Origin of the sequence: Arthrobacter sp. YAF17 (genome assembly GCF_052113365.1) — a bacterium.
Taxonomy (GTDB): Bacteria; Actinomycetota; Actinomycetes; order Actinomycetales; family Micrococcaceae; genus Arthrobacter.
Genome location: NZ_JBFRDB010000009.1, coordinates 42,667 through 67,560, shown reverse-complemented (window position 1 = coordinate 67,560; position 24,894 = coordinate 42,667). Strand labels below are relative to the sequence as shown.

The window sequence follows — 24,894 nt, the reverse complement described above, 5'->3', positions numbered from 1 at the left end:
AGGTGAATAGCCCAGAAGCAAACAGTGCCGGATCCGCCCCACGGATCTGGAACCTGCCCAACATCCTGACGATGCTGCGGATTGCGATGGTGCCGTTCTTCATCTGGTTCCTGCTGCTCGACGCACCCGGGCTGGTCGCCCAGAACGGCGTCTGGCGCTGGGTTGCCGCGGCGACTTTCGCCCTTGCCATCTACACGGACAAGCTCGACGGCGACATCGCCCGCAGCCGCGGCCTCATCACCGACTTCGGCAAGATCGCCGACCCGATCGCCGACAAGCTGCTGATCGGCTCGGCCCTCGTGATGCTCTCGCTGCTGGGCGAGCTGCCGTGGTGGGTCACCATCCTAATCCTGGTCCGCGAATGGGGCGTCACCGCCCTGCGCTTCTTCGTCATCCGCTACGGGGTGATCCCGGCGTCGCGCGGCGGGAAACTGAAGACCGTCATCCAGACGGTGGCCATCTTCCTGTACATCCTTCCGCTGGCCTCGATCGCGCCGTGGCTCGGGTTCGTAGCCTTCGCCGTCATGATGGTGGCCCTGGCCATTACGGTCTGGACCGGCGTCGAATATGTCATTGAGGCCCTCAAGCTGCGCGCCAGCGGCATCCGGGCACAGCAACAGAAGATCCAGGAGGGCAAGCCATGACCAACCCCCACCACACGATCAACCTGCACCACCTGGCTGAAGAGGCCGTCACCGGCGCGATCGGGCGCGGCCTGACCGTCGCGACTGCCGAATCCCTGACCGCCGGCATGGTCGCCGCCGTGCTGGCCGACACGCCCGGAGCGTCCGGGATGCTGCAGGGCGGCGTTGTGTCCTACCAGAACTCCGTCAAGGCCGATGTGCTGGGAGTGCCCCGGGAACTGCTGGACAGCGTCGGAGCCGTCGACGGGAAGGTCGCCGAAGCCATGGCCGAGGGGGCCCGCAGGATCTGCGGCGCCGACATCGGCGTCTCCACCACCGGCGTCGCCGGCCCCGAGCCGCACGGCGGCAAGGACGTGGGCTCCGTCTACATCGGTGTCGCGACGGCGGGGGGCGCGACGTCGTTCGGGTACAGCTTCGAGGGCAACCGGCCGGAAATCCGCGGCCAGGCCTGCGCCGCGGCCCTGGAACGCCTGCTGGAAACTCTGGCGCCCTAAGGCTACCGGGCGTAAAGTTGCCGGGAACAAAACTCGATTCCTAATAGTTGTTACATTGTGTCGCTTCCGAATACGGGAGGCGCCTAGGATGAAAGCATCATCAGTGTCCGCTTTGACCGGCGGGCTCGACATAAAGAGGGAGCAAGGCGATACAGATGGTAAAGCAGCCCGTATCCGTTAACGGCGTTGTCCGCTGGAAGGATGTGGGCCTCGCCGATCAGGCTAAGAGCGAACAGAAGGAGCGCAAGATGGTTGTACTTCGTCACGAAATCGGTGATGTTCTGCGCGATGTCCGCCAACGCCAAGGCCGTACCCTCCGCGAAGTCTCGCACAGCGCCCGCGTTTCGCTGGGCTACTTGAGTGAAGTGGAACGCGGCCAGAAGGAAGCCTCTTCGGAGCTGCTGTCCTCGATCTGCTCGGCCCTCGATGTTCCGCTCTCCAGCATGCTCCGCGAAGTCAGCGACCGTGTCGCCGTCGCCGAGGGTGTTGCCGTTCCGGACACCGTCCCGCAGGAGTTTGCACAGCGGTACGGCCGTGACCTGGACCGTGAGCTCAACACGGACCTCAACGAAGAGTTGGCCAAGGGCCTTCTTTCCGGGGCGCGCTAGCCCCGGCACCCACTACTCGACAAGAAACCCCGGCGGTGTGCCGGGGTTTCTTGCGTTTCCGGCCCGGACCGCGGGTTACTGCGGTTCGTCGCGGGGGAAACCGTCACGCTCATAGGTGGCGTTGAGCTTGGCGATGTAGCGGGCAAGGGTCTGCAGTTCCTCCGTCGGCCACTCACCCAGCCGTTCGCGGAACACTTCCCGCCGGGCGTCCTGCACCTCGTGCATCTTCTCCTCGCCCACCGGCGTCAATCGGATTATCTGGGCACGGCCGTCCAGCGGGTCGGCTTCCTTGGCCACCAGGCCAAGGCGTTCCAGGAAAGCGATCTGCCGGCTCACCGAGGGCTTCCCGACGCCGATGCTGGACGCCAGTTCGGTCAGCCGGATGGCACCCTGGCGCCGGATCACGGCCAGCAGGCCGTAGGCCGCGGGTTCCATGTCCGGGTGGACCTGGCGGGAGAGGTGATGGGAGATGGAGCGGGCGCGGCGCCAGAGCATGCTCAACTGGTGCTCGACGGCGGTCAGTGCCGCTTCGGTGGAATCGTCAGCGCCGCCCGGGATCCCAGGGCCTTCGGCGGGATTGCTCATGGCAACCATTCTAGAGTCCTCCCGCAGCGTGAGAGACTCGAAGAGTGCGAATCAGTGACTTTTGGCGGCTTATGGATGACGAATTCGGGGCGGGGTACTCCCGCGTCCTCAGCAGCTCGCTGGTCCTGGCGGGAGTCGGCGGCCGGACTGCCGACCAGGCCTTGGGTGCCGGCGTACCGCCACGGCAGGTGTGGCTGGCGTTGTGCGAGGTCCAGGATGTGCCGCCCGAGCGGCGGCTGGGCCGCGACGTCAAACCGCGCTGACCCGGGTGCCGCAGTGTCATCCTGACAGCCTGCGCCTGACACGCCGCACGATTGTTCGAATATCTGTTCGGATGGGACTATGCTTTTTTCAGAGTGTTTTCCACATACGCGGGGCGAACAGGCAACTCTGTCAGTGGGTGCCAGTAGCTTCAGTAATGACAGAAAACTGATCAAGCAGCACTGATCACGAACACAGATCAGGCAGCACTGATCACGAACACTACACAGGGTCCGCAACGGCCCCTCCACAGCGAGAAAGTATCAGAGGTGTGAACCATGGCCGCAGCCCCGGATCGCCAGAAAGCGCTCGACGCAGCGCTTGCCCAGATTGACAAGCAGTTCGGCAAGGGCTCGGTCATGCGCCTCGGCGACGAAGTCCGTGCGCCCATCGAGGTCATCCCGACCGGCTCCATCGCGCTGGACGTCGCCCTGGGAATTGGCGGACTGCCCCGCGGCCGTGTTGTGGAAATCTACGGTCCGGAATCCTCCGGTAAGACCACCGTGGCATTGCATGCCGTCGCCAATGCCCAGCGCCTGGGCGGCATCGCTGCCTTCATCGACGCCGAGCACGCCCTGGACCCGGAGTATGCGGCCAAGCTGGGCGTGGACACCGACGCGCTCCTGGTCTCCCAGCCGGACACCGGCGAGCAGGCCCTGGAAATCATGGACATGCTGATTGGTTCCGGCTCCCTTGACGTCATCGTCATCGACTCCGTTGCGGCCCTCGTTCCCCGTGCGGAAATCGAAGGCGACATGGGCGACAGCCACGTGGGCCTGCAGGCCCGCCTGATGAGCCAGGCCCTCCGTAAGATCACCGGCCGGCTGAGCCAGACCAAAACCACTGCCATCTTCATCAACCAGCTGCGCGAAAAGATCGGCGTCTTCTTCGGCTCCCCGGAAACCACCACCGGTGGTAAGGCGCTGAAGTTCTACGCCTCCATCCGCATCGACGTCCGCCGGATCCAGACCCTCAAGGAGGGCGCGGACTCGGTCGGCAACCGCACCAAGGCCAAAATCGTCAAGAACAAGATGGCCCCGCCCTTCAAGATCGCCGAGTTCGACATCATCTACGGTCAGGGCATTTCCCGTGAAGGCGGCATCATCGACATGGGTGTCGAGCACGGCCTGATCAAGAAGTCCGGCTCCTGGTTCACCTACGATGGCGACCAGCTGGGCCAGGGCATGGAGAACTCCCGGCGCTTCCTGCGCGACAATCCGGAGCTGGCTGCGGAGCTGGAGCGGCTCATCAAGGAGAAGCTTGGCGTCGGCGTAAAGGCCCCCGCCGAGACCGAAGATTCACCGAAGCTGAAGGCCGTTGACGGTTTCTAACGGCCGGCGACGCAAAGGGGCAGGATTCCCAGCACGGAATTCTGCCCCAGGCTTTGCCGGCGGAGACGGGCCCCGGGAAGGGCCTTCGGGCGCGGATGCTCCTGCCGAACGGGACCGTGACGCGGATCCGGCCGCAGTCGCACGCAACATTGTCCTGCGGCAGCTGACGAACTCGCCCAAAAGCCGGTTGCAGCTCGCCCGCAAGCTGGCAGAGCGCAACATCCCGGACGACGTCGCCGAGGCGGTCCTGGACCGCTTCGAAGAGGTGAAGCTCGTGGACGACGCGGATTTTGCCGACATGTGGGTCCGGTCCCGGTCCCAGAGCCGCAAACTCGCCAAGGGCGCCCTCCGCCGCGAACTCGCCGAGAAGGGCATCGACGAGGACACCGCGACCGGCGCCCTGGAACAGCTCAGCGACGAGGACGAGGAAGCGGCGGCCCGCGAACTCGTCCAGCGCAAGCTCCGCGGCGTGACTGCGTTCGAGGACCGCGCGGAGCGGGACAAGACCACGCGGCGGCTGGCGTCCATGCTTGCCCGCAAGGGATACCAGCCCTCACAGGCGTTCCGGATCGTCGGCGAAGTCCTCGATGACGCCGTGTCCGGGGCCGGCGCGGGGTCCGGACCGGAGTTCTAGGGAAGCCCGGCAGCGCGCCGACCCGGTACCCTTAACAGGTGAGTTTGACCATTCCCTCCCCAGCAGCCGGCCCCACCCCTCCCACGGACGCCTCGTCAACACCTGGCGCCGGGTCCACGTCCGCCACACCGCAGCCCCGTACCTACCAGGTGCGGACATTCGGCTGCCAGATGAACGTGCACGACTCCGAGCGGATGTCCGGGATGCTCGAGGCCGCCGGCTACGTCCCCTCCGCCGGAGAACTGGCCGACGTCGTGGTGTTCAACACCTGCGCGGTTCGGGAAAACGCCGACAACAAGCTCTACGGCAACCTGGGCATCCTGGCGCCGGTCAAGGCCGCCAACCCCGGAATGCAGATCGCCGTCGGAGGCTGCCTCGCGCAGAAGGACCGCGACACCATCCTGAAGAAGGCCCCCTGGGTAGACGCCGTCTTCGGCACCCACAACGTCGGCGCCCTGCCGGCCCTGCTGGAACGCGCCCGGCACAACAACGAAGCGCAGCTCGAGATCCTCGAGTCCCTCGACGTCTTCCCGTCAACGCTGCCCACCAAGCGGGACTCGGTCTATTCCGGCTGGGTGTCGATCTCCGTCGGCTGCAACAACACCTGCACGTTCTGCATCGTCCCGGCCCTGCGCGGCAAGGAAAAGGACCGACGACCCGGCGACATCCTGGCCGAGATCCAGGCCCTCGTCGACGACGGCGCGATCGAAGTAACCCTGCTGGGCCAGAACGTAAACTCCTACGGCGTCGAATTCGGCGACCGGCAGGCGTTCTCGAAGCTCCTGCGCGCCTGCGGCGACATCCCCGGCCTCGAACGCGTCCGGTTCACGAGCCCGCACCCCGCCGCCTTCACCGACGACGTCATCGACGCCATGGCCGAGACCCCGAACGTGATGCCGCAGCTGCACATGCCCCTGCAGTCCGGCTCCGACAAAGTCCTCAAGGACATGAAGCGGTCCTACCGCTCCACCAAGTTCCTCGGCATCCTGGACAAGGTGCGCGAGAAGATCCCGCACGCCGCCATCTCCACGGACATCATCGTCGGCTTCCCCGGCGAGACCGAGGAGGACTTCCAGGCCACGCTCGACGTCGTCGAGAAGTCCCGCTTCGCCACCGCCTTCACCTTCCAGTACTCCAAGCGACCCGGCACACCCGCCGCGGAGCTCCCGGACCAGCTCCCCAAGGCCGTCGTGCAGGAACGCTTCGAACGCCTCACCGCCCTGCAGGACCGCATCGCCGCCGAGGAGAACGCCCGCCAGCTCGGCCGGCGCGTCGAGGTCATGGTCACGGCCCAGTCCGGACGCAAATCCGGAGAGACCCACCGGCTCTCGGGCCGGTCCCAGGACCAGCGCCTGGTCCACTTCTCCGTGCCGGCCGGTGCGCAGACGCCCCGCCCCGGCGACCTGGTCACCGTGACCATCACCGAGGCCGCGTCGTTCCACCTCGTCGCCGACCCGGCGACGTCGGCCGACTACAGCCTCCGACGCTCGCGCGCGGGCGACGCCTGGGACAGGTCCCAGGCGGACTCCTGCGGCGCACCCGCTCCGGGATCCGCGTCCGGTGCCACCGGGGTGTCGCTGGGAATGCCCACCCTTCCCGTCCGCGGCCGCTAGTCCGTGACAGCTCAGCAGGGCCCCGCTGCCGGCAGCGCACACGACGCCGCAGCAGGAACACCACCCGCAGTGAGCGCCCCCGCAGGCACAGCACCGGAAGGCGCAGCGCCGGCCGGCACAGCACCGGACGCCGCCGCACCGAAGGGTGCCGTAGCTGACGGCGCGGCTGCGGGGACAGCGGCGGACGGCGCTCTGCCGGTGATCGCCGTCGTCGGGCCCACCGGCTCCGGCAAGTCCGACCTCGCCGTCTCGCTGGCACGGGAGCTCGACGGCGAAGTCATCAACGCCGATTCCATGCAGTTCTACCGCGGCATGGACATCGGCACCGCCAAGATCACCATGGCCGAACGCAGGGGAGTGCCGCACCATCTCCTGGACATCCTGGATGTGACCGAGGAAGCCAGCGTCTCGGACTTCCAGCAGCAGGCCCGCGAACTCATCGCCGGCATCCACGCCCGCGGCAAACGCGCCATCCTGGCCGGCGGCTCCGGCCTCTACGTCCGAGCCGCCCTCGACGTGCTGGATTTCCCGGGCACCGACCCCGCCATCCGGGGCCGGCTCGAAGCGGAACTGGAAACCGCCGGACCGGCGCCGCTGCGGGCACGGCTGGAAGCCGTGGACCCGGTCTCGGCCGGCCGGCTCGGGGACGCCCGCCGGATCATCCGCGCGCTGGAAGTATTCGAACTGACAGGACGGCCGTTCAGCTCGTTCATGCCCACCCGCGAGTACTTCCAGCCCGCCGTGCAAATCGGGCTCGAGGTAGACCGGGGACAGCTCCGGGAACGGCTCGCCCGCCGGGTCCACACCATGGTGGACAGCGGGCTCCTCGATGAGGTCCGGAGGCTCGACGCCGCCGGACTCCGGCTCGGCAAGACCGCGCCGCGCGCCCTCGGGTACGCCCAATTCCTGAACGTCCTCGACGGCGGATCCGACCCGGCGCAGGCCGCCGAGGAAACGATCGTTGCGACCCGGCAGTTCGCGCGCCGCCAGCTCACCTGGTTCCGCGCCGACCCCCGCATCCACTGGCTTGACTGGCAGGATCCGGAACTGGTGGCCAAGGCGGCTGCCCTCTGCGTCCCCGGCTGACGTTCCGGGCCGGCAGTTCCCTGTCGGCGAGTGGATCGCCAGGGTGGATTCCCGGGGAGGTTGACGGGCGGCCCCGGGTCGAAACGGTAACCTTGGAGCATGGACGAACCCCTGGCCGCGGCCGCCGATCGCAACACCGCCGCTGACCCTGCTGCCCTGAGCGGACTGACGTTTTCCAAGGGCCACGGCACGGGCAACGACTTTGTGCTCCTGGCCGACCCCAACGGCACGCTGTCGGTGACGCCGGAGCAGGTCGCAGCCCTGTGCGACCGCCACCGCGGAATCGGCGGCGACGGACTGATCCGCGCCGTCCCGTCCCGGTTGCTCGCCGAGGGCCAGGAGCTGCTGACCCGGCACCCGGACGCCGAATGGTTCATGGACTACCGCAACGGCGACGGCTCACTCTCCGAGATGTGCGGCAACGGCGTCCGCGTCTTTGTGCACTTCCTGATTGCCGAAGGCCTCGTCGAACTGCCTGCCGGCGAATCACTGACCATCGGCACCCGCGGCGGCGCCAAGACCATCGTCCGCACCGCCTCCGGCTACGCCGTCGACATGGGCCCTTGGGAATTCATCTTCCCGGGCGAGGCCACCGCCCGGGCCATGGATTCACTGGTCAGCGCGGCGGGGCTGGAGGTCGCCCGGCCCGCCCTGTCCGTCAGCATGGGCAACCCGCATACCGTTGTGGCACTGGCAGAACTCGCCGAGCTGGAGGCCACGCAGCTGTTCACCGCACCCCACGTGGACCCCACCCCGCCGCACGGAACCAATGTTGAGTTCGTGGTGCCGTCCGAGCCGCTGGTCCACGAAGGCGTAGGAACCATCACCATGCGCGTTCATGAGCGCGGAGTCGGAGAAACGCAGTCCTGCGGCACTGGCGCCTGCGCGGCCGCCGTCGCGATCCGCCACTGGGCCGGCCAGGGTGCCCCGGATGCGTGGAATGTCCATGTCCCAGGCGGAGTCGTCGGCGTGAAGTTCTTCCTCGGCGCCGCGGGCCACGAGCACGTCGAGCTCAGCGGCCCCGCGGTGATCGTCGCTAGTGGGACGCTTTCCTGACCCGAAGGATCCGGAACGACTTCGAGGTGCTCTCGCGCGTCACCGCGAAGCTGCTGTCCAGCTCTGCTGCGAGCCAGCGCTGCAGCGAATCCGACCCCAGGTTCTTCTGCACCACCAGCCATGCGGAGCCGCCCGGCGCCAGCCGGGGAAGCCACAGGAGCAGCAGGGCGTGGAGCTCGTCCTTGCCGATCCGGATGGGCGGGTTGGACCAGATGGTGTCGAAGCGAAGCTCGGGGTCGACGGCGTCGGGCGTGCTGGCCGTGACGTTGCCCAAGCCCAGCAGTGTGGCGTTTTCGTTGGTTAGGGTCACGCAGCGCTCGTTGACGTCCACGGCGTAGACCCGGGAATGCGGTGCCCGCAGGGCCATGGTCAGCGCGATCGGACCCCAGCCGCAACCAATGTCCAGCAAGTTCCCCTGCGGCGCGGGGGATGGGGCCTCGGCCAGCAGCACAGCCGTGCCTTTGTCGATGCCGTCCGGGCTGAAGATACCGGAGGACGTCTGCAGTTGCCGCGTGGCACCGGCAAGCTCCACGGTCAGTGGCTTGCGGGTGAACGGCCCAGAGGGCTGGGCGCTGAAATAGTGTGCAGACTCCATAACTGGCTAGATTAGTTGGCCGTCGGCCCCTAGAGGAAACCGCGGCGGCCGGCCGGAGCCAGCCGGGCCGTCTGCTAGTGTTAAAAACATGTTCTTGATCTTCAAGTAGCCGGCACGGGCCTTCCGTTCTTCACCGGAGTCCCGTCCCCGCAGCGACGCAGGTAGTTACCTTCCGCTCAGTGCGCCACCCGTGATTGTCCTGAAATGGATTCGCCGCTGGCGCCCGAACTTGGAGTTTGGCAGCGCTCACTGGAGCCCGGCCCGGGCGGAACAACTCCCTCCTCAAGGCAGAACCCATGCCTGTTCCCTCCCCGTTTCCACCGCTCCGGCCCGGAGCCCACCCTGCCCCCGGCACCGCTGCCGCAGGCATCCCAGGAGGCCATGAATGACCAATAGTCGTCAGCCCAGCGCGAATACCGCCCCGCACAGCACCGATCGGCACTATTCTGAAACTGCCGAACCTCTAAAGGAGACCATGACCAGCCAGCCCAACACCGGACCCGATTCAGCATCCCAAGACATGAGTCCTGCGGAAATCCAGGCTGTCATCGACCGGATCCTCGCCAAGGACACTCCTGCCCGGAAGGCAGCCCCGGCCGCCGGTGATCCCGCTTCGGTGCTCGGCAAAGCGCAGGCGATCTCCCGGCTGGACGAGGAGCACAGCACCTACGACGGCGACCAGCAGGACCTCGCGGAACGGCACGCCCTGCGCCGCACCGCCGGGTTGTCCACCGAGCTCGAAGACGTCACCGAAGTCGAATACCGGCAGCTGCGGCTCGAGCGCGTCGTGCTGGCCGGCCTTTGGACGGAAGGGACCCTTGCCGACGCCGAGAACTCCCTCCGGGAACTCGCCGCGCTGGCCGAGACCGCCGGTTCGGAGGTCCTGGACGGTATCGTCCAGCGCCGCCAGAAGCCCGATCCGGGCACCTTCCTCGGCTCCGGCAAGGCGCAGGAACTCAAGGACATCGTGATGTCCACGGGCGCGGACACCGTCGTCGTCGACGCCGAACTGGCGCCGTCCCAGCGCCGCAGCCTGGAAGACATCGTCAAGGTCAAGGTCATCGACCGCACGGCCCTGATCCTGGACATCTTTGCCCAGCACGCCAAGAGCCGCGAGGGCAAGGCCCAGGTGGAACTGGCCCAGCTCGAATACCTGCTCCCGCGCCTGCGCGGCTGGGGTGACTCGATGTCCCGCCAGGCCGGTGGCCAGGTGGGCGGTGCCGGTGCGGGTATGGGTTCGCGCGGTCCGGGTGAAACCAAGATCGAACTGGACCGCCGCCGGATCCGCACCCGGATGGCCAAGCTTCGGCGTGAAATCGCCGCAATGAAGCCGGCCCGGGAGACCAAGCGCGCCAACCGCCGTCGTAATTCCGTGCCGTCCGTGGCGATCGCCGGGTACACCAACGCCGGTAAGTCCTCGCTCCTGAACCGGCTGACCGACGCCGGTGTCCTGGTGGAGAACGCCCTGTTCGCCACCCTGGACCCGACGGTCCGCAAGGCCGAAACCTCAGACGGGCTGGGCTACACCCTTGCCGACACCGTGGGGTTCGTCCGGTCGCTGCCGACCCAGCTTGTGGAGGCGTTCCGCTCCACCCTGGAGGAGGTTGCCGATTCGGACCTGATCCTGCACGTCGTGGACGTCTCGCACCCGGATCCGGAAGGCCAGATCGCTGCCGTCCGCAAGGTGTTCAGCGAAGTCGACGCCCGCAAGGTGCCCGAAATCATCGTCCTGAACAAGGCCGACGCCGCGGATCCCTTCGTGATCGAGCGGCTGAAGCAGCGCGAACCGCGCCACGTGGTGGTGTCGGCGCGCACCGGCGAAGGCATCCCGGAGCTACTCAAGGCCATCAGTGAAGGCATTCCGCGGCCCAGCGTGAAGCTGGAGCTGCTCATCCCCTACAACCGCGGGGACCTGATCAGCAAGCTGCACGAAGCCGACGCCGAGATCCTCAGCCTCGACCACGAGGAAGCGGGAACCCGCGCCGTCGTAATGGTGCGCGAGGGACTGGCCGCTGAACTGGATTCGTTCATCAGCAATGACTGAGGCAGCGGTGACCGGGGCGGACACAGGCACGGGCGACCCGGCGGGGGAGGACGACGCAGGAACCGGGGCTGCAGGAACCGGGGCTGCAGGAACGGACGCCGGAGAACGTCCGGCACGTTCGGGCGGCAGGACCGGCGGGGAGTTCGTTATCGAACTCCTCGACCGGGCCGTGTCCGGGATGGGCGGCCAGAGCCGCGACGGCCAGCACGAAATGGCCCGGCAGGTGGCGCAGGCGATTGACAGCGGCGACCACCTGCTGGTCCAGGCCGGCACCGGCACCGGCAAGTCACTCGCCTACCTGATCCCCCTGATCGCCCATTCGCTCGTCAGCGACAAGCCCACGCTGGTCTCCACGGCCACGCTGGCACTGCAGACCCAGATCGTGGGCCGTGACCTGCCCCGGCTGCTGAAGACCATCACCCCGGCGCTCGACCGGCCCGTCAAAGTCGCCCTCGTCAAGGGCCGGTCCAACTACGTGTGCCGCCACAAGCTCGAAGGCGGCTTCCCCTCCGAAGAACCGTCGGAGGGCCAGCTCTTCTCGCTCGGCGAGGACACCTCCGTGCCGCACTTCGCCGCGGCCATGGGCGGTCCGTCCTCCCAGCTCGGCAAGGAGGTCGTCCGGCTGCGCGAGTGGGCCGAGGACACCGTGACAGGGGACCGCGACGAACTCCTGCCCGGCGTCACGGACCGCGCCTGGCGGCAGGTCTCCGTCACCTCCATGGAGTGCCTCGGCGCGCAGAAATGCCCCCTGGCAGCCGAATGCTTCAGCGAACTGGCCCGGCAAAACGCCGCGGACGCCGACGTCGTGGTCACCAACCACGCGATGCTGGCCGTCAGCGCCTTCGAAGGCCTCGCCGTGCTGCCGGAATACGACGTCGTGGTGGTCGATGAAGCCCACGAGCTCCAGGACCGCGTGACCGGCGCCGTGTCCGGCCAGCTTTCTGTGGCCATGGTGCACGCCGCCGCGTCCGGGGCACGGAAGCACGCCGGCATCACCGTGGACGCGCTGAACAACGCCGCATCCAACCTCGAACTTGCCATTGAGGGCGTCCCCAGCGGGCTTATGCCCAACGGCCTCAACAGCGAACAGCTGGACTGCGTGGACCAGTTGCGGGACGCCTGCCGCGCCGCGCTCTCGGATTCCAAGGGGGACAGCGCGAACACGGCCGACGGCGGCCGCCAGCTCGCGCGCTCCCGGCTCATGGTGATCCTGGAACTCTGTGAACGGCTGCTGGCAGCACGCGAGAACCGCGAAGTGGTCTGGTTTTCCCGCAACAGCACCTTCGACCCGCAGCAGGGCTACTCCCAGCCCGACGAGTCCGCCCCGGCGCTGGTCAATATCGCCCCGCTCAGCGTTGCCGGGCGGCTCCGCGAGGGCCTGTTCGCGGACCACACGGTCATCCTCACCTCGGCCACCCTGGCGATCGGGTCCGCTTTCGAACCTGCTGCCGGCGGCCTGGGCCTGGTGGGTCCAGGCGCCCCGAGCTGGACCGGCGTCGACGTCGGCTCTCCGTTCGAATACCCCAAGCAGGGCATCCTGTACGTTGCCAAGCATCTGCCCAAGCCCGGCCGCGGCACGTCCCCGGAAGCGCTCGACGAACTCGAGAAGCTGATCCGGGCCTCCGGCGGCGGGGCGCTGTGCCTTTTCTCGTCGCGGCGCGCCGCCGAGGACGCTGCCGAGGCCTTGCGGCCACGGCTGGACATGAGCATCCTCTGCCAGGGGGATTCCACCATGACGGCGCTGGTGAAGCAGTTCGCCGACGAGCCGGACACCTGCCTCTTCGGCACCATGTCCCTGTGGCAGGGCGTCGACGTGCCGGGGACCTCCTGCCGCCTCGTAGTGATCGACCGGATCCCGTTCCCGCGGCCCGACGATCCCCTGATGACGGCGCGGTCCCGGGCCGTGGCCCAGGCCGGCGGCAACGGCTTCATGAGTGTTTCCGCGACCCACGCTGCCATCCGTCTGGCCCAGGGCGCGGGCCGACTGATCCGCACGACGACGGACAAGGGTGTGGTGGCTGTGCTGGACTCGCGGCTGTCCACCGAACGCTACGGGGGATTCCTCCGCGCCGCCCTGCCGCCGTTCTGGCCCACCACGGACCCCGCCATCGCCGTCGCGGCTCTGGAGCGGCTCGCGAAGGAATCAGGGCAGCCCGCCACGTAGCCCCGCCGGGTTGGGACCCTGCCGGGACATGTGACCGGGCCGGGATGCGGGTCCCCGCGGCGTCCGCGGATTTTCCGGGACCCTGCCGCCGCCGGGGTGCCAGTAACCGGGAGGAACGCGAAAGGCCCCGTCCGGCGTGAACTGGTCAACGCCGGCGGGGCCGTGTTCGCAGGGACTGGGCAGCTCTGAGCTGCCGGGAGGTTCAGTCCTAGAGGGAGCGCAGCACCGAGACGACTTTGCCCATAATGACGGCATGATCGCCGAGGATGGGCTCGTACTGGGTATTCTGCGGCAGCAGCCAGGTGTGGCCGTCACGCTGGCGGAAGGTCTTCACTGTTGCCTCGTCATCCAGCAGGGCGGCCACAATGTCACCATTGACAGCATCGCCCTGCCTGCGCACCACCACCCAGTCACCGTCGCAGATGGCCGCATCGATCATCGAGTCACCGGCGACCTTGAGCATAAAGAGCTCGCCGTGGCCCACCAGCTGGCGGGGCAGGGGCATAACGTCCTCAACCACCTGGTCGGCCAGGATCGGTCCGCCCGCGGCGATCCGGCCCACCAACGGCACCATGGCGGTATCCGTGGCACTGGCCAGCTCCGAAACAGACAAGCCGCCGACACTGCGCAGGCCGCTGGACTTCTCGACGCCTGAAATTTTCGCGGTTCCCTCATCGAGGGTCAACGGCATCAGCACTTCCATGGCCCGAGGGCGCTTGGGATCACGCCGCAAGTAGCCGAGCTTCTCGAGCTGCGAAAGCTGGTGGGTCACGCTGGAAAGGCTCGCGAGGCCCACCGTGTCGCCGATTTCGCGCATGGACGGCGGGTACCCGTTGTCCGTCACGGAGCGCTGGATGGTCTCCAGAATCTTCTTTTGCCGGACGGTAAGGCTCTTGGGTGGCCGGGCTGCCTGCGGGCTCCGCTGGGTGGCCCTGCCGCCAGTGGCTTGTGCTGCCATGTTCGCCAACGCCTTTCCGTTCCGCCCGGCCGCTGTGGCTGCAGCTGCCGGGAACTTCCGGCCTGAAATGTCAGACCCTGCTGATCAACTGCAGAAGTGGTTGTTCTTTGACTCAAACGTAGGCCAGCCACACAGCTTTTTCAAACATTTGTTCTAGCGAGTCTCGACAATGTTCGTCAATAAGTGCTAAAACAGAACTAGCAAGATTCGAATATGTGTTCTAGTTTGGCGCAGTTCGGTTGGAACAGGTTATTCGTCTCTTTGTTCGAAGGTCAGGCCGGTTGGCGGCGGGTACGTGGAGTACGCCGGGCGGCACAGTATGGTCCAGGAGGGCTCAGTTCATGTCAGCATCAAGCGCGTTTCACGACACTTTCGGCCGCGACTCATTCGGCGACTATGGCCGGCCCGGCACCGGCACCGGCAGCGGCACAGGTCAGCCCGGCCAGTCCGGCCCCAGCGGTCGTGCCGAACAGGCAAAGCAGGCGCCGCTTAAGCTCACCCGGCGGGGGCGCTTCGTCTTCATTGGGGTGCCGCTCATCCTGCTGGCCGCACTGGTTCTCTCCTTCAGCGGATTCCTCAACGCCCCGGCAAAGGCGGCGGACTCTGCCGCCGAGCTGTCGTTGACACCCACAGTCTCGGTAACGGTGCAGCCCGGCGAATCCTTGTGGGCCATCGCCGAGGCAGTGGCGCCCGAGCGCGATCCCCGCGACGTCGTCGCCGACATCATCCAGCTGAACAACCTCGAGGCCGCCCGCGTCGTGCCGGGCCAGGCGCTCTTCATTCCGTCCAACTAGTTCGTTCCGGCCAGGCAGCTCCATCCAGATAGCTCAGGGGTCCCGTCGCTTGAGGGTCTCGAGGCGTTCCGCAGGGCGCCGACAGCCCCGCAAAGCGTCACAGTTTCCGGGCCCGCCGCGAACTCACTTAAACTGGACAAGTGACTGACCAGTTAGAGCGCCTGAACCGACTTCCCCTCCGGACCAACCTGCGGGGCCTGACCCCCTACGGGGCACCGCAGCTGGACGTCCCCATCCTGCTCAACGTCAACGAGAACACCCACGGCGTCCCGGCCGACGTCCTCGCGGCCATCTCCGACGCCGTCACCATTGCCGCCGCCGGACTGAACCGCTATCCGGACCGCGAATTCACGGAACTGCGGGAGGCGCTGGCCGAATACCTCGGGCACGGACTGGCCGCGGACAACATCTGGGCCGCGAACGGCTCCAACGAGGTTCTCCAGCAGATCCTCCAGGCCTTCGGCGGTCCCGGCCGCACCGCCCTTGGTTTCCCTCCCACATACTCCATGTACCCGCTGCTGGCTTCCGGCACGGACACCGGGTACATCGCCGGGATCCGCGCCGATGACTACGGGCTCAGTGCCGAGTCGGCCGCCCGGCAGGTCCGCGAACTCCAGCCGAACATCGTGTTCCTCTGCTCCCCGAACAACCCCACCGGCACCGGGCTTGGCCTGGACGTCGTCGAGGCTGTCTACGAGGCCGGCGAGGCCAGCCAGACCATCGTTATCGTCGATGAGGCCTACCACGAGTTCGCCCACAACGGCACGCCCAGCGCGCTGACGCTGCTGCCCGGCCGGGAACGGCTGATCGTTTCGCGCACCATGAGCAAGGCCTTCGCCCTGGCCGGAGCCCGTGTCGGCTACATGGCGGCAGCCCCGGAGGTCACCGACGCCCTGCGCCTGGTCCGGCTCCCGTACCACCTCTCGGCCATCACCCAGGCGACAGCCCTGGCCGCCCTGCACCACCGGGTCGCGCTGATGGCCGACGTCGAGGACATCAAGCGGCAGCGCGACAGGATCGTGGCCGAACTGCAGCGGATGGGCCTCAAGCCTGCCGCCTCCGACTCGAACTATGTCTTCTTCGGCGGTCTGGACAACCCGCACGAGGTCTGGCAGGAACTGCTGGATGCCGGGGTGCTCATCCGCGACGTCGGCATTCCCGGGCACCTTCGTGTCACCGCCGGGACTGAGACGGAAACCACAGCCTTCCTCGAAGCCCTCGAGCGGATCCTGGCCGGCCGCGCAGTGCAGCGCGCCTAGACTTAACCCAGGACATCCACCCTGCCCTGTTCGCCGGGCACCGTCGTCATCCAAAGGACACCCACATGAGCACCACCGGAACAACCGCTGCCGAGGGCCGGACCGCACGCATGGAACGGACCACCAGCGAGTCATCGGTGCTGGTCGAGATCAACCTGGACGGCACCGGCGTCTCGGACATCAGCACCTCGGTCCCGTTCTACGACCACATGCTGACGGCGCTGAGCAAGCACTCCCTGATCGACATGACGGTCAAGGCCACCGGCGACACACACATCGACGTCCACCACACGGTCGAGGACGTTGCGATCACCTTCGGCGAGGTCCTGCGCACCGCCCTCGGAAACAAGGCCGGGATCCGCCGCTTCGGCGAAGCCACAGTGCCCCTCGACGAAGCCCTCGCGCACGCCGTCGTCGATGTCTCCGGCCGCCCGTACCTCGTGCACGGCGGAGAACCGGCAGGCCAGGAGTACCACCTGATCGGCGGACACTTCACCGGTTCCCTCACCCGCCACGTCTTCGAGGCGATCACCCTGCACGCCGGCATCTGCCTGCACATGAACGTCACCGCCGGCCGGGACCCGCACCACATCGTCGAGGCCCAGTTCAAGGCCTTCGCCCGCGCCCTGCGCGCCGCCGTCGAACCGGACCCGCGCGTCGAGGGCATTCCCTCCACCAAGGGTGCGCTGTGACCGGCAAAGTGCTGAAGGACGGCGCCATCATCGACCCCGACGCCGGCGCGAAGCCGGCGTCGCCCGAGGGCAAGCCGACCGTCACGGTCCTCGACTACGGCTCCGGCAACGTCCGCTCCGCCGTCCGCGCCCTCGAGCGTGCCGGTGCCGAAGTGATCCTCAGTTCCAAGCCGCAGGACGTGCTCAACGCCGACGGCCTCGTGGTGCCCGGCGTCGGTGCGTTCGAAACGGTGATGCGCGAGCTCAAAGCCGTCGACGGGATCCGCATGATCGGCCGCCGCGTGGCCGGCGGCCGGCCGGTCCTGGCCATCTGCGTCGGCCTCCAGGTCCTGTTCGAGGCCGGCGTCGAGCACGGCACCGAAGCCGAAGGAATGGGGGAGTGGCCCGGGAAGGTCGAACTCCTTCCCGCCGATGTCGTGCCGCACATGGGCTGGAACACCGTATCCGTCCCGGAAGGCTCCAAGCTGTTCGCCGGCGTCGAAGACGAACGCTTCTACTTTGTGCACTCCTACGGGGTCCAGCAGTGGGACTTCGACGTCATCCAGCCGCGGATGGCGGCGCCCCTGGTCACCTGGTCCGAGCACGGTGCCCCGTTCATCGCGGCCGTGGAAAACGGCCCGCTGTGCGCCACACAGTTCCACCCCGAAAAGTCCGGCGACGCCGGGGCGCACCTGCTGCGCAACTGGGTTGAGAGCCTGCGGGACCGCTCCCGGGCCGCGGAATCAGCGGCCCCGGACTCAGTGCGCGCAGAAGCCGTGCCGTCCGACGCCACTCTGTCCGACGCCGCCCCGGAAGCCGGGACCGCCTAGATGTGGTCCATCGTGCTGATGGGCCTCGCCGGGCTGCTCGTCGGCGGAGCGCTGTCCTTCCGCCAGCAGAAGAGCCCGCGCTGGGTCCAGATCGTGTTTTACGTCCTGGCCGGGATGGCGCTGCTGGCCGCCTACCTCCTGACCCTGCCTGCCGCCTGACCACCCGCAGCGCCCCGACCACCTGCCGTCCCTGAAGAGCTGAGGATCCACGATGACCACCGAAACCCCGCTGCCCGTGCTCGAGCTGCTGCCCGCCGTCGACGTCGTCAACGGCCAGGCCGTGCGCCTCGTCCAGGGCGAGGCCGGCAGCGAGACGAGCTACGGCACGCCGCTGGAGGCTGCACTCAACTGGCAGCAGCAGGGCGCCGAATGGGTCCACCTCGTGGACCTCGACGCCGCCTTCGGCAGGGGCTCCAACGCCGAACTGCTGCGCGAAGTGGTCGGCCGGCTGGACATCAAGGTGGAACTGTCCGGCGGCCTGCGCGACGACGAGTCCCTCGAGAAGGCACTGGACCTGGGCGTGGCCCGCGTGAACCTGGGCACCGCGGCACTGGAGAACCCAGAGTGGACCGCCCGGGTGATCGAGCGCTTCGGCGACAAGATCGCCGTCGGGCTGGACGTCCGCGGCACCACGCTGGCCGGCCGCGGCTGGACCAAGGAAGGCGGCGACCTCTGGGAGGTCCTCGGACGCCTCGAGGAGGCCGGTTGCTCCCGCTACGTCGTCACCGACGTCACCAAGGACGGCACCCTCCAGGGCCCTAACGTCGAACTGCTGCGCCAGATGGTGGAAAAGACCGGCAAACCCGTCGTCGCCTCAGGCGGGATCTCCAGCCTCGAGGACCTCAAGGTCCTGCGTTCCCTCGTGCCGCTCGGCGTCGAAGGCGCCATCGTCGGCAAGGCCCTCTACAACGGCAACTTCACGCTGCCCGAGGCCCTCGACGTCGCCGGCCGCCGCTAGGAAAGCCCGCAGCATGGAGCACCGGCCCACGGGCGGCAACGCAGCTGACAACCACGTCCCAACACGCCAGTTGCCCGGACACATCGCCGCAGCCCTGGCGGGCGCCGGGGGAGCGACCGACTCTGCGGGCCAACCGTGGGCGGGGCGCAGTCTGTCCGGCGAGGACGCTACGATCCACAACTTCGAGGACGACGACGGCACCCCCGAGGCCGGCTACCTCGCCGCGCTGGCTGCCCTCGAAGCGGGCGACGGCGATGAGGCTGCGGTGGTGGCATCGCTCGCTACGGCGCGGGTGTTTGTGCCGATCATCGCCACACTCGCCGAAGAAGGCGAAGGTGCCGGCGGCCTGCACTCCGACAAGCAGGCGGACATGGCGCTCGTAACCCTCAAGGCCCCCGACGGCCGGACAGCGATGCCCGTCTTCACCTCTGCGGCTTCACTCGAGGCCTGGCATCCCGAGGCGCGCCCGGTAGCCGTATACGCGGCCCGCGCTGCACTCTCCGCGGTCGCCGAGGGGGCGGAACTGCTCGTGCTCGACCCCGGGTCCGCTATCACCTTTGTGGTGCGCCGGCCCGCGGTGTGGGCCCTTGCCCAGCAGCGGGACTGGACGCCGTCGTACGCTGATCCCGAGCTCGCCCGGAACCTCGGCGAGGCCGCAGTTGGCTTTCCCGCGGTCCGCCGTGTTGAAATTCATCGGGGCGGGGGAGTTGCCGCGGTTACGGCCGAGGGAAGGCAGCTCCCGGGCGGAGGCTCCGGCCCGGAGCTCCGCGTGGTGCTCTACCTTGAAGACGGACTCGACGCCGCCGGCGTCCAGTCCATCGTGTCCGGCCTCAACAACGCCTGGGCACGGAATGAAATATTTGCTGAGCGGGTTGACTCGATCGAGGTCAAATTGCAGCGCGCAGCACAGTAGCTGACGGTCGGCCGGGGACATCCTGGGTGCTGCCGGGGGCAGTACCAGAAGGAAATAGTTTCGTGAACTTCGCGCTTTACCGGGATCTGCTGGCCGTCCGGCCCATCAGGCGGCTCCTGCTGGTCGGGATGGTTGCCCGCATACCGCACTCCGCGGCCGGGGTCCTCCTGACCCTGCACATTGTCCTGACCCTCGGCCAGGGCTACGCCGCCGCCGGCGCCGCCGCCGCCGTGATGACCATCGGCATCGCCGTTGGCGCACCCTGGCGCGGCCGGCGCGTTGACACCGTCGGCCTGCGGCGGGCGCTCATCCCGTCCGTCATCTCCGAAGCCGTCATCTGGTCCGTTGTGCCGCACGTGTCCTACGAGGTCCTGCTGCCGCTGGTCTTCGTGGGCGGCCTGCTGACGCTGCCCATCTTCAGCGTGGTGCGCCAGTCCCTCGGCGTCCTCGCCACAGGTGAGCAGCGGCGCACGGCGTTCGCCCTCGACGCCATCTCCACCGAACTGGTCTTTATGATCGGCCCCGCGGCCGGCGCGCTCGTCGCCACGGCCGGGTTCTCGGTCCTGGGACTGACCATCATTGGCATCGCCACCTCGGTGTCCGGACTCTTCCTGATGTGGTTCAACCCGCCGACCCGCAGCGCCGAGCCTGTCCCTGGGTCTGAACCAGCGTCCGACGCCGAGTCCGATGCGGCGTTTGAGGCAGGCCAGCAGGAGGGCGCCGAAGTCGCCGTCGTCGCCGCTGCCCCGGCCCACCTGCAGGAAGCCGCCGCCGAGCTCGCCCCGCTGGCCGCCGCCGGGGAAAGGCGCCAGCAACGCGCCGGGCTGCGGCAGAAGGTCGTCCACAACTTCGCCTGGTTCACGTCAGCCGTGGCCGCCGTCTTCGCCGTCGCGGCCGGGGCCGGCATGGTCCTCAGCGGCACCGACGTCGGAATTGTGGCCGCCCTCGAATCCGGCGGGCACCAGGCCGAGATCGGGCTGGTGTTCCTCTTCTGGTGCGCGGCCTCGGTGGTCGGCGGCCTCATCTACGGCGCCATGCACCGGCCCATCTCACCGATCCTGCTGCTGCTGGGCATGTCTGCGCTGACCATTCCGATGGCGTTTGCGCAGGACACCTGGACCCTGTGCCTGCTCTCGCTCCTGCCGGGCCTGCTGTGCGCGCCCGTGCTGTCGGCAGCCTCCGAAAAGGTCGCCGAACTCGTCGATGAGCGGCGCCGCGGCGAAGCGATGGGCTGGTACGGCTCGGCCCTCACCGGGGGTGTGGCCCTCGGGGCGCCACTCGCCGGGGTCTTCATCGACGGCGTGGGCCCCTGGGCCGGATTCGTGGCCGTGGGGCTGGGCGGCGTCGTGCTGTGCCTCGTGGGGCTCGCGCTGCAGCACCTACGCCGGCGGCGGCTCGCCGCAGCCTGAGGCAACCGGGGGCCTCGCCGCCGGCACCCGTAACGCCACGGGCGTTAACGACGGCGGCGGCGGACTGACCGAAGTGGTCCGTCCGCCGCCGCGTTGTAGCTTGTGCCGCGTTGTAACTGGGGTTGGGGTCTAGTTGACCGGGCCGGTGTACTTCTCGCCCGGGCCCTTGCCGGGAGCGTCCGGAAGGGTGGACTCCTCGCGGAAGGCCAACTGGAGGGACCGCAGTCCGTCGCGCAACGGTCCGGCGTGCTGGGAACCGATCTCGGGAGCCGCGGCAGTGACCAAGCCGGCAAGGGCCGTGATCAGCTTGCGGGCCTCGTCCAGGTCCTTGAGCTCCTCGGCGTTCTCCTCGGCGGCGAGGCCAAGCTTCACGGCGGCGGCGCTCATGAGGTGCACGGCAGCGGTGGTGATGACCTCGATCGCGGGCACCTCGGAGATGTCCCGGATCTGCTGTGAAACGTCGCCCTGGGTGCTGGCGGGCTCGTAAACGTGTGAATTACTGTCTGAAGTGCTCATGCTGGTAAGCTTGTCACAGACCGACTGATTGTCGTTATTTCGTTCCGGATTCAAATCTAGATCTTGATTTAGATTGACCGGAGCGTTCTGACAGCCGGAACCCGTCTGCAGCCAACATGCTAGTCATGCAGGTGCGCCGGACGGGATTTCTTCTGTAGAATCGACTTTCAGTTTGCAAGCGGAGTTCTCTCCCACCCGCGTCAGCCGCTCTCCTTCGGGAAGCTTCGGAAGAAGCAAGGTTGCCGGGTACCTGGTCGGGCATTCTTCCCGGGCGCCAGCCCTGGTTTGATGCATGCCGCCTCACGCGAGGCAGGCAGTTCCGATCTTCGAGGCCTTCGATTGCTCCGGCAATTGGGGGCCTTCTCTTTTTGCCGGTGGAGTACCCCTCACGAACACAGGAGCTTTAACATTAGCGAGCCAAGAATCAATGAGCGTATCCGCGTCCCCGAGGTGCGGCTGGTCGGCCCTGCAGGCGAGCAAGTAGGCGTTGTCCGTATTGAGGATGCCCTGCGTTTGGCTGCCGAGTCCGATCTTGATCTCGTTGAAGTTGCACCGCAGGCCAAGCCTCCGGTGTGCAAGCTGATGGACTTCGGCAAGTACAAGTACGAAGCCGCGGTCAAGGCACGCGAAGCCCGGAAGAACCAGACCAACACGGTTCTGAAGGAAATCCGCTTCCGCCTGAAGATCGACACCCACGACTACGAGACGAAGCGCGGCCACGCGCTCCGCTTCCTCGGTGCCGGTGACAAGGTCAAGGCCATGATCCAGTTCCGCGGCCGTGAGCAGCAGCGCCCCGAGATGGGCATCCGCTTGCTCCAGCGCTTCGCCGAGGACGTCTCCGAAGTCGGCGTCGTGGAGTCCAGCCCGCGCATCGATGGCCGCAACATGGTCATGGTGGTCGGCCCCCTGAAGAACAAGGCCGAAGCCAAGGCAGAGGCCCGCCGCGCATCGCAGCGTGCGGAAGCCAAGGCCGAGAACGAAGCCAAGGCTTCCGGTGGAGGCCGCGTTGACACGTCCGGCCCCGAGGCGCCCCTAACGCAGTCGCTGGCCGACCTGCTGCCGGAGGGCTACCAGGTCCGGACTGAGGCACCCGAGGCTGAGGTAACCGCAACTGAAGCTCCCGCCGCGGAAACCGCCGTCGAGGCCCCGGCCGAAAAGGTTGAGGCCGATAAGGCTGAAGCCGCGGAGGCCAAGGTCGAGGAAGCCCCGGCACAGAAGGCTCCCGTCGAGGCAGCGCCGAAGCAGGAGGCCGCCAAGGCTCCGAAGGCCGCTCCGAAGCGCGAAGCCCCCAAGGCCGAGGCTCCGAAGGCCGCCGCCAGGCCGGCAGCAGCCAAGGCGCCCGCAGCGCCCAAGGCCGCCGCCAAGGCTCCGGAAGCCGCGAAGGCTCCCGAAGCTGAAAAGGCCGCTCCGGCGGCAGCACCGAAGCCGGTTGCTGCTCCGAAGCCGGTACCGCGTCCCGCGGCGCCGAAACCTGCTGCACGGCCGGCTGCCCCGAAGGCCGCCGCCAAGCCGGCAGCCAAGAAGACCAACTAGTTCAGGGCTGGCGGACAGCAATGTCCGGCAGCAAGCAACCAGCATGCCGCCCGCAGGGGCGGCTGCACGAAAGACTGCAGGCCTTGTCTGCGGATACGTAAGGAGATCGGTTCCCATGCCGAAGATGAAGACCCACAGTGGTGCTAAGAAGCGCTTCAAGCTGACCGGCAGCGGCAAGCTGCGCCGCCAGCAGGCCAACCGCCGCCACTACCTCGAGCACAAGTCCTCCAGGCTGACCCGCCGCCTCGCCGGCGACAAGATCGTCTTCAAGGGCGACGCCAAGGTCATCCGGAAGATGCTCGGCATCTAAGTTCCAAGTTCTCTGACTGTCTGCCACCTGGCGGCAGTCAACTACCAAAAAGGCTTCTCAGGCCAGCCGGTTGATCCGGCAGTAGATGCTTGGGATCAGATTTTCGAAGGAGTACGCACGTGGCACGTGTGAAGAGGGCGGTCAACGCCCACAAGAAGCGCCGGGTTATTCTTGAGCGCGCAAAGGGCTACCGTGGACAGCGTTCACGCCTGTACCGCAAGGCCAAAGAGCAGCTGCTGCACTCGTTTGTGTACAGCTACGGCGACCGCAAGAAGAAGAAGGGCGACTTCCGTCGCCTCTGGATCCAGCGCATCAACGCTGCATCCCGCGCCAACGGCCTGACCTACAACCGTCTGATCCAGGGCCTCAAGGCCGCTGAGGTCGAGGTTGACCGCCGTATGCTGGCCGAGCTGGCCGTCTCCGACGCCAACGCCTTCGCCGCGCTGGTCAAGATCGCCAAGGACTCGCTGCCCGCCGACACGTCCGCTCCGGCCGTCCAGGCTGAGGCTGCACCGGCCGCGAAGAAGCCGGCTGCCAAGAAGGCTCCCGCCAAGAAGCCGGCCGCCAAGAAGGCCGCCGCTGACGAGGCTGCCAAGTAATACCCCGAACCACGTCGTTCAAGAACCGGCCGCGAAAGCTACTAAGGTTCTTATATGAACGAAACCGGGCGCCCGCAAGACTTTGTACTTTCCAATCCTCGAGCTGATCGGGTGAGGAAGGTGGCACAGCTTGCCGGGCGCCCGGCGCGTTTAAAGCGCCGCGAGTTCCTGGCCGAGGGGCCGCAGGCGGTCCGGGAAGCCCTTGTGCTGCACCAGAAGAGGGTTGCAGCGGGGGAGCCCGGCATCGTCTATGAGGTCTACGCGAGCGAGTCGTGCCTCGACCGGCACCCGGACCTGGAGGCTCTCGCGGAGGGCACCACCGCCTACCTCGCCACCGACGAGGTGCTCGCCGCGATGGCGGACACGGTCACCCCGCAGGGCATTCTCGCCGTCTGCGGCTTCCTGGACGTGAGCCTCGAACAGGTGCTCGACGCCGGTCCGCGGCTGATTGCCGTGCTCTGCCAGGTCCGTGACCCCGGCAACGCCGGCACCGTCCTCCGCGCGGCCGACGCGGCCGGAGCGGACGCCGTTATCCTCACCGCATCCAGCGTCGACATCTACAACCCCAAGGCCGTCCGCTCGACGGCGGGATCCCTCTTCCACCTGCCCGTGGTGCTCGGCGTCGACGTCGATGAACTGGCGGCCCGGTGCAAGGGACGCGGAATCGGAGTCCTCGCCGCGGACGGCCAGGGCCAGCTGAACCTCGATACTTTGCAGGACCAGAACGCTGCGCGCCGGCTAGGCGCAGCCTCGACGGGGTCGGAGTACGCCCTGGAGAGCCCCACGGCGTGGCTCTTCGGCAACGAGGCCCAGGGCCTCTCCGAGGAAGAGCTCGCCCTGGCGGACCACCGGGTGGCTGTGCCCGTCTACGGGGCAGCTGAGAGCCTCAACCTGGGCACGGCAGCCACAGTCTGCCTCTACGCCAGCGCCCGCTCACAGCAGGACGGCGGAACCCCGCGAGGCTAGATCCGCGCGGGCCGGATCTGTGCGGACGGGCGGACCTGTGCGGACGGGCGGGCCTGTGCGGAC

At 67.6% G+C, this 24,894-nt stretch carries 27 protein-coding genes; 23 read left to right on the top strand and 4 right to left on the bottom strand.

What is annotated here, in order from left to right; all coding sequences use genetic code 11:
- The first annotated feature begins 2 nt into the window (after positions 1-2).
- The 3 genes from pgsA to AB4Y67_RS09080 all read left to right on the top strand — a co-directional run bounded on the left by pgsA (position 3) and on the right by AB4Y67_RS09080 (position 1,746).
- Complete coding sequence (gene pgsA, locus AB4Y67_RS09090; protein ID WP_441405449.1) at positions 3-644, top strand: CDP-diacylglycerol--glycerol-3-phosphate 3-phosphatidyltransferase; 642 nt, start codon at positions 3-5, stop codon at positions 642-644.
- A complete protein-coding gene (locus tag AB4Y67_RS09085; RefSeq protein WP_441405448.1) occupies positions 641-1,138 on the top strand; it encodes a CinA family protein in 498 nt (165 codons plus the stop codon). The genes pgsA and AB4Y67_RS09085 overlap by 4 nt, the downstream gene beginning before the upstream one ends.
- Positions 1,139-1,293: 155 nt before the next feature.
- Positions 1,294-1,746: a helix-turn-helix domain-containing protein gene (locus AB4Y67_RS09080; RefSeq protein WP_056432397.1), complete on the top strand. Its 453-nt coding sequence runs from the start codon at positions 1,294-1,296 to the stop codon at positions 1,744-1,746.
- 75 nt (positions 1,747-1,821) lie between these two features.
- On the opposite strand, the gene AB4Y67_RS09075 is transcribed toward AB4Y67_RS09080, so the two are convergent.
- Positions 1,822-2,331 (bottom strand): MarR family winged helix-turn-helix transcriptional regulator, encoded by a 510-nt coding sequence (locus tag AB4Y67_RS09075; protein ID WP_441405447.1) that lies wholly within the window; start codon positions 2,329-2,331, stop codon positions 1,822-1,824.
- A gap of 44 nt (positions 2,332-2,375) precedes the next feature.
- On the opposite strand from AB4Y67_RS09075, the gene AB4Y67_RS09070 reads away from it, so the two are divergent.
- The 6 genes from AB4Y67_RS09070 (at position 2,376) to dapF (ending at position 8,312) form a co-directional block, all read left to right on the top strand.
- The gene (locus tag AB4Y67_RS09070) at positions 2,376-2,594 is read left to right on the top strand and encodes a DUF3046 domain-containing protein (protein ID WP_160666697.1); all 219 of its coding nucleotides are present in this window, start codon (positions 2,376-2,378) and stop codon (positions 2,592-2,594) included.
- Between the two features lie 276 nt (positions 2,595-2,870).
- Entirely contained in the window at positions 2,871-3,923 is a 1,053-nt protein-coding gene (recA, locus tag AB4Y67_RS09065) for a recombinase RecA (RefSeq protein WP_441405446.1), read from the top strand.
- Positions 3,924-4,071: 148 nt separating this feature from the next.
- Positions 4,072-4,557, top strand: coding sequence for a regulatory protein RecX (locus AB4Y67_RS09060; RefSeq protein WP_441405603.1), 486 nt, complete (start codon positions 4,072-4,074; stop codon positions 4,555-4,557).
- A gap of 38 nt (positions 4,558-4,595) precedes the next feature.
- Positions 4,596-6,170, top strand: coding sequence for a tRNA (N6-isopentenyl adenosine(37)-C2)-methylthiotransferase MiaB (miaB, locus tag AB4Y67_RS09055; protein WP_441405445.1), 1,575 nt, complete (start codon positions 4,596-4,598; stop codon positions 6,168-6,170).
- A gap of 192 nt (positions 6,171-6,362) precedes the next feature.
- Positions 6,363-7,256, top strand: a complete 894-nt coding sequence (miaA, locus tag AB4Y67_RS09050) for a tRNA (adenosine(37)-N6)-dimethylallyltransferase MiaA (RefSeq protein WP_441405602.1) — start codon at positions 6,363-6,365, stop codon at positions 7,254-7,256.
- 99 nt (positions 7,257-7,355) lie between these two features.
- Positions 7,356-8,312 (top strand): diaminopimelate epimerase, encoded by a 957-nt coding sequence (gene dapF, locus AB4Y67_RS09045; protein ID WP_441405444.1) that lies wholly within the window; start codon positions 7,356-7,358, stop codon positions 8,310-8,312.
- On the opposite strand, the gene AB4Y67_RS09040 is transcribed toward dapF, so the two are convergent.
- Positions 8,293-8,907, bottom strand: a complete 615-nt coding sequence (locus AB4Y67_RS09040; protein WP_441405443.1) for a class I SAM-dependent methyltransferase — start codon at positions 8,905-8,907, stop codon at positions 8,293-8,295. The genes dapF and AB4Y67_RS09040 overlap by 20 nt on opposite strands.
- 475 nt (positions 8,908-9,382) lie before the next feature.
- Here AB4Y67_RS09040 and hflX point away from each other — a divergent pair, with 475 nt between their 5' ends.
- Entirely contained in the window at positions 9,383-10,951 is a 1,569-nt protein-coding gene (hflX, locus tag AB4Y67_RS09035; RefSeq protein ID WP_441405442.1) for a GTPase HflX, read from the top strand.
- Positions 10,944-13,115, top strand: a complete 2,172-nt coding sequence (locus tag AB4Y67_RS09030) for an ATP-dependent DNA helicase (protein WP_441405441.1) — start codon at positions 10,944-10,946, stop codon at positions 13,113-13,115. Before hflX ends, AB4Y67_RS09030 begins: the two co-directional genes overlap by 8 nt.
- A 208-nt stretch (positions 13,116-13,323) precedes the next feature.
- Here the strand turns inward: AB4Y67_RS09030 and lexA are convergent, their stop codons facing one another.
- Positions 13,324-14,073, bottom strand: a complete 750-nt coding sequence (gene lexA / locus AB4Y67_RS09025) for a transcriptional repressor LexA (protein WP_441405440.1) — start codon at positions 14,071-14,073, stop codon at positions 13,324-13,326.
- A 341-nt stretch (positions 14,074-14,414) separates the two neighbouring features.
- On the opposite strand from lexA, the gene AB4Y67_RS09020 reads away from it, so the two are divergent.
- From AB4Y67_RS09020 to AB4Y67_RS08985, 8 genes are all read left to right on the top strand, one after another.
- Positions 14,415-14,867 (top strand): LysM peptidoglycan-binding domain-containing protein, encoded by a 453-nt coding sequence (locus AB4Y67_RS09020; protein ID WP_441405439.1) that lies wholly within the window; start codon positions 14,415-14,417, stop codon positions 14,865-14,867.
- 140 nt (positions 14,868-15,007) lie between these two features.
- On the top strand, positions 15,008-16,126 hold the full coding sequence (locus AB4Y67_RS09015; protein WP_441405438.1) for a histidinol-phosphate transaminase: 1,119 nt from the start codon (positions 15,008-15,010) through the stop codon (positions 16,124-16,126).
- 65 nt (positions 16,127-16,191) lie between these two features.
- Complete coding sequence (hisB, locus tag AB4Y67_RS09010) at positions 16,192-16,818, top strand: imidazoleglycerol-phosphate dehydratase HisB (protein ID WP_441405437.1); 627 nt, start codon at positions 16,192-16,194, stop codon at positions 16,816-16,818.
- Positions 16,815-17,627, top strand: coding sequence for an imidazole glycerol phosphate synthase subunit HisH (gene hisH / locus AB4Y67_RS09005; RefSeq protein ID WP_441405436.1), 813 nt, complete (start codon positions 16,815-16,817; stop codon positions 17,625-17,627). Before hisB ends, hisH begins: the two co-directional genes overlap by 4 nt.
- Positions 17,628-17,786 carry a hypothetical protein gene (locus AB4Y67_RS09000; RefSeq protein ID WP_186329225.1) on the top strand — a complete coding sequence of 53 codons (159 nt, stop codon included), beginning with the start codon at positions 17,628-17,630 and terminating at the stop codon, positions 17,784-17,786.
- Positions 17,787-17,838: 52 nt separating this feature from the next.
- On the top strand, positions 17,839-18,585 hold the full coding sequence (priA, locus tag AB4Y67_RS08995; protein WP_441405435.1) for a bifunctional 1-(5-phosphoribosyl)-5-((5-phosphoribosylamino)methylideneamino)imidazole-4-carboxamide isomerase/phosphoribosylanthranilate isomerase PriA: 747 nt from the start codon (positions 17,839-17,841) through the stop codon (positions 18,583-18,585).
- 13 nt (positions 18,586-18,598) lie between these two features.
- Positions 18,599-19,498, top strand: coding sequence for an SseB family protein (locus AB4Y67_RS08990; protein ID WP_441405434.1), 900 nt, complete (start codon positions 18,599-18,601; stop codon positions 19,496-19,498).
- Positions 19,499-19,560: 62 nt separating this feature from the next.
- Complete coding sequence (locus tag AB4Y67_RS08985; RefSeq protein WP_441405433.1) at positions 19,561-20,907, top strand: MFS transporter; 1,347 nt, start codon at positions 19,561-19,563, stop codon at positions 20,905-20,907.
- Positions 20,908-21,036: 129 nt separating this feature from the next.
- Here the strand turns inward: AB4Y67_RS08985 and AB4Y67_RS08980 are convergent, their stop codons facing one another.
- Positions 21,037-21,423 (bottom strand): DUF1844 domain-containing protein, encoded by a 387-nt coding sequence (locus AB4Y67_RS08980; RefSeq protein WP_441405432.1) that lies wholly within the window; start codon positions 21,421-21,423, stop codon positions 21,037-21,039.
- 450 nt (positions 21,424-21,873) lie between these two features.
- Between AB4Y67_RS08980 and infC the strand changes: the two genes are divergently transcribed.
- The 4 genes from infC (at position 21,874) to AB4Y67_RS08960 (ending at position 24,831) form a co-directional block, all read left to right on the top strand.
- On the top strand, positions 21,874-22,956 hold the full coding sequence (gene infC, locus AB4Y67_RS08975) for a translation initiation factor IF-3 (RefSeq protein ID WP_441405431.1): 1,083 nt from the start codon (positions 21,874-21,876) through the stop codon (positions 22,954-22,956).
- Positions 22,957-23,071: 115 nt separating this feature from the next.
- A complete protein-coding gene (gene rpmI / locus AB4Y67_RS08970; protein ID WP_009358635.1) occupies positions 23,072-23,266 on the top strand; it encodes a 50S ribosomal protein L35 in 195 nt (64 codons plus the stop codon).
- Between the two features lie 119 nt (positions 23,267-23,385).
- Positions 23,386-23,865, top strand: a complete 480-nt coding sequence (gene rplT, locus AB4Y67_RS08965) for a 50S ribosomal protein L20 (RefSeq protein WP_441405430.1) — start codon at positions 23,386-23,388, stop codon at positions 23,863-23,865.
- 54 nt (positions 23,866-23,919) lie between these two features.
- Positions 23,920-24,831 (top strand): TrmH family RNA methyltransferase, encoded by a 912-nt coding sequence (locus AB4Y67_RS08960; protein ID WP_441405429.1) that lies wholly within the window; start codon positions 23,920-23,922, stop codon positions 24,829-24,831.
- Positions 24,832-24,894 lie beyond the last annotated feature (63 nt).

What these genes read in the sequence shown, in the direction of transcription:
- hisB (WP_441405437.1), top strand. Translation starts at nt 16,192, where the DNA reads ATGAGCACCACCGGAACAACCGCTGCCGAGGGCCGGACCGCACGCATG.
- AB4Y67_RS09085 (WP_441405448.1), top strand. Translation starts at nt 641, where the DNA reads ATGACCAACCCCCACCACACGATCAACCTGCACCACCTGGCTGAAGAG.
- AB4Y67_RS09000 (WP_186329225.1), top strand. Translation starts at nt 17,628, where the DNA reads ATGTGGTCCATCGTGCTGATGGGCCTCGCCGGGCTGCTCGTCGGCGGA.
- rpmI (WP_009358635.1), top strand. Translation starts at nt 23,072, where the DNA reads ATGCCGAAGATGAAGACCCACAGTGGTGCTAAGAAGCGCTTCAAGCTG.
- AB4Y67_RS09040 (WP_441405443.1), bottom strand. Translation starts at nt 8,907, where the DNA reads ATGGAGTCTGCACACTATTTCAGCGCCCAGCCCTCTGGGCCGTTCACC.
- lexA (WP_441405440.1), bottom strand. Translation starts at nt 14,073, where the DNA reads ATGGCAGCACAAGCCACTGGCGGCAGGGCCACCCAGCGGAGCCCGCAG.
- hflX (WP_441405442.1), top strand. Translation starts at nt 9,383, where the DNA reads ATGACCAGCCAGCCCAACACCGGACCCGATTCAGCATCCCAAGACATG.
- AB4Y67_RS08960 (WP_441405429.1), top strand. Translation starts at nt 23,920, where the DNA reads ATGAACGAAACCGGGCGCCCGCAAGACTTTGTACTTTCCAATCCTCGA.
- recA (WP_441405446.1), top strand. Translation starts at nt 2,871, where the DNA reads ATGGCCGCAGCCCCGGATCGCCAGAAAGCGCTCGACGCAGCGCTTGCC.
- AB4Y67_RS09080 (WP_056432397.1), top strand. Translation starts at nt 1,294, where the DNA reads ATGGTAAAGCAGCCCGTATCCGTTAACGGCGTTGTCCGCTGGAAGGAT.
- AB4Y67_RS09020 (WP_441405439.1), top strand. Translation starts at nt 14,415, where the DNA reads ATGTCAGCATCAAGCGCGTTTCACGACACTTTCGGCCGCGACTCATTC.
- AB4Y67_RS08990 (WP_441405434.1), top strand. Translation starts at nt 18,599, where the DNA reads ATGGAGCACCGGCCCACGGGCGGCAACGCAGCTGACAACCACGTCCCA.
- AB4Y67_RS08980 (WP_441405432.1), bottom strand. Translation starts at nt 21,423, where the DNA reads ATGAGCACTTCAGACAGTAATTCACACGTTTACGAGCCCGCCAGCACC.
- priA (WP_441405435.1), top strand. Translation starts at nt 17,839, where the DNA reads ATGACCACCGAAACCCCGCTGCCCGTGCTCGAGCTGCTGCCCGCCGTC.
- dapF (WP_441405444.1), top strand. Translation starts at nt 7,356, where the DNA reads ATGGACGAACCCCTGGCCGCGGCCGCCGATCGCAACACCGCCGCTGAC.
- AB4Y67_RS09030 (WP_441405441.1), top strand. Translation starts at nt 10,944, where the DNA reads ATGACTGAGGCAGCGGTGACCGGGGCGGACACAGGCACGGGCGACCCG.
- AB4Y67_RS09075 (WP_441405447.1), bottom strand. Translation starts at nt 2,331, where the DNA reads ATGAGCAATCCCGCCGAAGGCCCTGGGATCCCGGGCGGCGCTGACGAT.